3 protein-coding genes are annotated in these 5,643 nt (G+C 39.6%); 1 reads left to right on the top strand and 2 read right to left on the bottom strand.

Annotated elements, in window-relative coordinates; translation table 11 throughout:
* Positions 1-132: 132 nt before the first annotated feature.
* Both FJR08_RS01640 and priA read right to left on the bottom strand, forming a co-directional pair.
* Positions 133-654 carry a photosystem I assembly protein Ycf3 gene (locus FJR08_RS01640; protein ID WP_168631941.1) on the bottom strand — a complete coding sequence of 174 codons (522 nt, stop codon included), beginning with the start codon at positions 652-654 and terminating at the stop codon, positions 133-135.
* Positions 655-836: 182 nt separating this feature from the next.
* The gene (priA, locus tag FJR08_RS01635) at positions 837-3,329 is read right to left on the bottom strand and encodes a primosomal protein N' (protein WP_168631940.1); all 2,493 of its coding nucleotides are present in this window, start codon (positions 3,327-3,329) and stop codon (positions 837-839) included.
* A gap of 1,105 nt (positions 3,330-4,434) precedes the next feature.
* Between priA and FJR08_RS01630 the strand changes: the two genes are divergently transcribed.
* On the top strand, positions 4,435-5,604 hold the full coding sequence (locus FJR08_RS01630; protein WP_148764522.1) for an RpoD/SigA family RNA polymerase sigma factor: 1,170 nt from the start codon (positions 4,435-4,437) through the stop codon (positions 5,602-5,604).
* The last annotated feature ends 39 nt before the right edge of the window (positions 5,605-5,643 follow it).

Here is a 5,643-nt window from a genome sequence, read left to right as displayed (position 1 = left end):
GAAGCATTTGGAAGATAAATTATCGGTCATTGCCAAAAATAGTTCTCCAAATGCTTCGCCCGTACAGTTGTCCGTTGTCAGTTGTCAGTTGTCAGTTGTCATGTAAAATTGTATAACCGACTAATGACTAAGTTAAAAGAATATGTCAATTTGCGATCGCCCGGTGGTTTTGATCCAGTTTTGAGCTTCAATATAGTTATTGGGAGCCATGCGAATTGCTCTAATCCAATAATCTGCCGCTTGATCAAACAATGCCTCTCCACCGTCATGATCTCCGGTTTCCTTAGCCCTTTCACCTTGAAAATGATAAATCACCGCAATATTATTCAAGGCTTGGGGTAATTGTGGATTTAACTCAATGGCCTGATGATAATACTCTAAAGCCTTATTATGATCACCGTTACTGGCATAAATTAAGCCCGTATTATAGAGAATATAACTCCGATCATTGGAGTCTTCTTCCATTTCTAAGGCTTCTTTATAGTAGTCTAGAGCTTCAGCGTATTCGCCTTCTGCCTGTGCGGACATCCCATCTCGGTAATAAACAAAGGCTTCTTTAGCTTTTCTGTTGGTTGGCAATATCTTGAGGATGATATCTGCCATCACGGTAAAGGATTTGTCAACAAAGTTATCGTTTTTCTGTGTTCTTGGCATATTTGTCTCTATGGTTTCTTCATGGCAGCATACCGCTAATTTAACTAATTTTTGGGGGTTTGAGTTATTGCAAATTAATATGAAGCTGCATGAAGTAAGATTTCCTGAATTATTTACCGCAGATAAACGCAGATAAACGCAGATGAATTCATGGATTTTATGATTCGTTTTAAATCATTCGACTACATAATATTAATCGGATCTACATCAATTGTTAAACTGACAGAAACAGGAGAAAGCGATAGCGAAGCGCTGCTGCAAGCAGTTCGCACTTCTGGCCAATCTGGTAAATTTGGTAAAGCGTCAGGATCAAACTTGAGTAATATTTGCCAACGATAACGGTTAGCTACTCGTAAAATACTAGCTGGTGCAGGTCCCAATATCTCAAATCCTTCTTTATTGTTCAAAAATGTAGCAATGATTTGGGCTGTGTTTTGGACTTGAATGGGATCTAAACTACTTAATCGCAATAAAATTAATCTCCCATAGGGAGGATAATTCAGAGTTTGTCTTTGTGCTAACTCTGCATCAGCAAAAGATTGATAATCATGTTTTTGCACTGCTTCAATAATCGGATGTTCTGGAGTATAGGTTTGGACAATTACCCTCCCTGGATCATCCCCTCTTCCTGCCCTTCCCGCAACTTGGGTCAAAGTTTGAAATGTGCGTTCATTGGCGCGATAATCAGATAAGTGCAATAATCCATCCGCAGCGACTACACCCACAAGGGTAACTTGGGGTAAATCTAACCCTTTTGTCAGCATTTGTGTCCCTACTAATAAATGGGCTTCACCGTTAGCAAACTGGGTAAGAAGTTTCCGGTGTGAACCTTTAGTGGTGGTGGTATCACTATCAAAGCGAATTATTTTCAAATTGGGAAATTGCTTAGTTAATTCCTGCGCTACCCGTTGAGTACCGCTGCCAAAAAACTTTAAATAAGGGGAACTACATTCGGGACAATGGGGAGGATGTAAACGCCCATAATTACAATAATGACAGCGCAATAATTCCGGCGCTCCCTCTTCCACATGATGATAAGCTAGGGATACATCACAATGGGGACATTCCAACACATAACCACAACTGCGACAAGAAACAAAGGTACTATGTCCGCGCCGATGAATAAATAATATTCCCTGTTGTTGTCTTTCTGCTAATTGTTGCAGCGCATTTTGCAGCTTTCTACTAAAAATAGACCGATTTCCCTCTTTTAACTCTTGACGCATATCCACGATTTCCACAGGTGGTAATGGGCGCGAGTTAATGCGTTCTGGTAATGATAAATATAGTTGATTTCCACTTACCCAACTTTCTAAAGAGGGAGTCGCAGAACCTAAAATTAGGGGACAATGTGCTAATTCGGCTCGCCATTGAGCGATGGTGCGGGCGTGGTAAGTGGGAATAGGAGAATCTTGTTTAAAGCTGCTATCGTGTTCTTCGTCCAGGATAATTAAGCCTAGATTGGGTAAAGGAGCGAAAATGGCGCTGCGAGTCCCGATGATGATTTGCGGCTCTCCTGTGAGCATTTGTCGCCAGGTGTCGTAACGTTCACCGTCAGAAAGGGCGCTGTGATAAACGTGGACTTTGTGACCAAATCGGGCGCGAAATCTATCTGTAAGTTGAGGTGTGAGGCCGATTTCGGGAACTAAAACAAGGGCCGATTTTCCTTGTTCAAGTAATGGTGCTATGGCTTGTAAGTATACTTCTGTTTTTCCTGAACCTGTCACCCCATGTAGCAATACTTGAGCAAATCCGGTTAAGGAATTAATCGTTTCTAAGGCGTTATTTTGGGCTGGTGTTAAGGATTTTGCCCAATCTGCGGCTACTGTGGGGCCTTGTTCTCTGCGTAATATTTCCCTGTCCTCAATGACTATATAGCCTTTATCTGCTAAGGCTTTTAGGGTGGAAGTGCTGGTACTGCAAAGTTGTAATAATTCACTTTGCCATATTTCTCCCCCTCGTCGTCGCAAAACTTCCACAATTTCTTTTTGACGGGCTGTTAAATCGTCATGATTATTATCTAGAAGTGTGACAGCTTTTTGTAATTTAGGTTTGGTAAGTTGTGGCGGTTCTAAATAATTTTCGGCTAAACCTAAGCGGATTAATTCCCGAATTCCGCGATATGCGGCTTTAACTTTTTGTTGGATGTAGTGATAACTATAGTCTGCTGTTGGGGTTTTTTCTAAAAGTGTAATTACTTGCTGGGCTATAGGACTAATATAAATAGCCAGATTTTTTTTACCCAGAGAAGTCAACCGTAAACGACGTTGTGATCTTCCTAATAAGCCTGGTGGTAAAGCGACGCGAATTACTAAAATTAGAGGTGTATAGTAATAGGCTGCAACACGGTTGAGTAATGTCCAATAACCAGCAGGAAAAAACCCTTCACTAACTACATCTTCTACTTCTCGAATTTTTTCTAAGGGAATATCTAGATTCGGTTCAGTTAATAAGCGGATAGCGATCGCCCCTACCTGTGTCGCACCAAAGGGAACGCTTAAAATATCTCCTGGTTTGATTGCTAACTGTGCTGGGATTTTATAGGTAAATAAATCTGAACATCCTGGACAGTCTACAAGCACTTCCACCCATTCAGGTAATTTTGCTAGAGATTGATATGATCCTCCTGGTTCAGCTACAGCGATAACAGATGATTTTGTACCAATACTATACATAAATTTTCGATTTATAAACAAATATTGTATTCACACACAAGGTTTAATTCTATCCTTTGGTTTTACTTTGTGTAAATAGTATTTTACAATACTTCAATTACCCATAATCCTTGATAATCTCTAATTTATGTAATCTACTAGTACACAACGGCGTAAGTCCTTTTGGGGGTTAAAGTCCCCTGCTTCTACAAGCAGCGGGTTTTGCGTCGGGGTAAAATCCCCGTTGCAAAACGTAATTCTAAATTTTAAATTCTAAATTCTGCATTCTTTTAATGCTTTGTTGACTTACCGACTGGGATACTCAAGCTGCAAAACCTATCTTGAGAAATATGCCGAAGTAATGAGTAATCATGAGTAAGTAGGTAATTAAGTGATTAAACTTCCAGATTTTTATGTGATTTGTAACATCTTGATTAACTAGTAAATTATGTTATTAATCAATCATGAGATTGAGCTACGAAATAAGGCATAGAGTTTTTCAACCTATTGATAGATATTAAATATTTTTTGAATATGAGATGCTTTTAAACGATAAATATTATCCGGATTAGAAGTTACCATTTTTGTAATTTGGATCATTTAGTAAATTTTCGGAGAGATAAATAACTCTAGTACCAAAATGGCGATTTATTCAATTACTCTGATGATTTCAGCCGGACAAACCTGAAAACTTTGCAAAAAATACACGAAAATTTAATATATATCATTTTTCGGTGATTTATCACCTTTACACGGAAGCTATGTACAGACTACAGGCAACAAGTAACTGATTTTTCCCTAGATCATTTAAGATAGATAGATAGGCTTCTTTCTCTATGTTTTTGATATTTGTTAAAGTTAGTCTTAGGGGGTTTGACCTATTTAGTAATCAAGAAAAGCATAGAGAATATGTCTATTGGGTTTCTGAAAAAAATAGTTTTTTGTGAGTGCTAAAGTCGTTAATGATTATAGGTCGTATCTAGCCATAACTCAAAATAATGGACAAATACTGATTTCCATTCCAGACGAGGAATGATTAAAAAGAGAAGATTTTGCTAGAGAAGAAGGGTGTATTTGTCCTCAAGGGAAAACTACCAAGCCTGAAAGAGGCTGTTGTCATGAAATTATGTACCAAACAAAGCAACCATCTCTAACGGAAACTATGAATCTTGCTGAATTGGGAACAATGGAAATACTAGAGAATATTACTGATCATGAAGAACCATCAATTGAGAGTTTAGATCAAGTAGTATATGAAGATGCTACAATTGTCGAAAACTTGGCATCAGAAGAGCGCAATGGCGATGACATGGCCGCAGCCCGTCCTTCGGGATATAATAAAACCGAAAATGATGATGCTGTTGGCGCATTTTTTAAGGAAATGGCGCGTTATCCCCTACTCAAACCTGATGAAGAAGTGGAATTAGCGCGACGGGTGAGATTTTTAGAAGAAGTCAAAGAATTGCAAGCAGCTTTGGAATTAGAACTAGGAGCGCAGCCTAGTAAGGTGCAGGTGGCTTCGCAATTAGAGATAACAGAAAAACAACTGGAAAGCCGCTTGTATCAAGGTAGAGTGGCCAAGCGAAAAATGATTCGCTCCAATCTCCGGTTAGTCGTATCTATTGCTAAACGATATTTAAATCGTGGTGTCCCTTTTCTCGATTTAATTCAAGAAGGAGCAATGGGTTTAAACCGCGCTTCTGAAAAATTTGATCCTGATAAAGGATATAAGTTTTCTACTTATGCTTATTGGTGGATTAGACAAGCAATTACCAGAGCGATCGCTAATGATGCCCGAACTATTCGCTTACCAATCCATATTGTTGAGAAACTTAATAAACTAAAAAAAGCCCAACGGGAACTCAAACAAAAACTCGCTCGGAATCCCACAGAGGCCGAAATGGCCGAAGCTTTGGAAATTACAGTTCACCAACTGCGTCAACTTCAACAACTGCGTCGTCAAGCCCTGTCCCTTAACCACCGTGTCGGTAAAGAAGAAGACACAGAATTAATGGATTTGCTAGAAGATGAAGACAACCAGTCTCCCGAAGCCAAAATGAACGAAAACATGATGCGTCAGGAGATTTGGGAAGTTCTCGGAGACGTACTTACCCCCAGGGAAAAAGATGTCATTTCCCTCCGCTATGGACTCACTAGCAGTGAACCCTGCACCCTAGAAGAGGTGGGGAATATGTTTAACCTTTCCCGCGAACGAGTCCGTCAAATCCAAAGTAAAGCCATGCGAAAGCTACGTCGTCCCCATATAGCCAAGCGTTTAAAAGGTTGGTTGGTATGAGTCATTAGTCAGTTGTTAGTAGGGGCGAAGCATTTGGAA

It is taken from the genome of Dolichospermum sp. UHCC 0260, assembly GCF_009711985.1.
In the GTDB taxonomy this organism is placed as follows: Bacteria; Cyanobacteriota; Cyanobacteriia; order Cyanobacteriales; family Nostocaceae; genus Dolichospermum; species Dolichospermum lemmermannii.
This window is presented reverse-complemented; position numbering and strand designations above follow the sequence as displayed.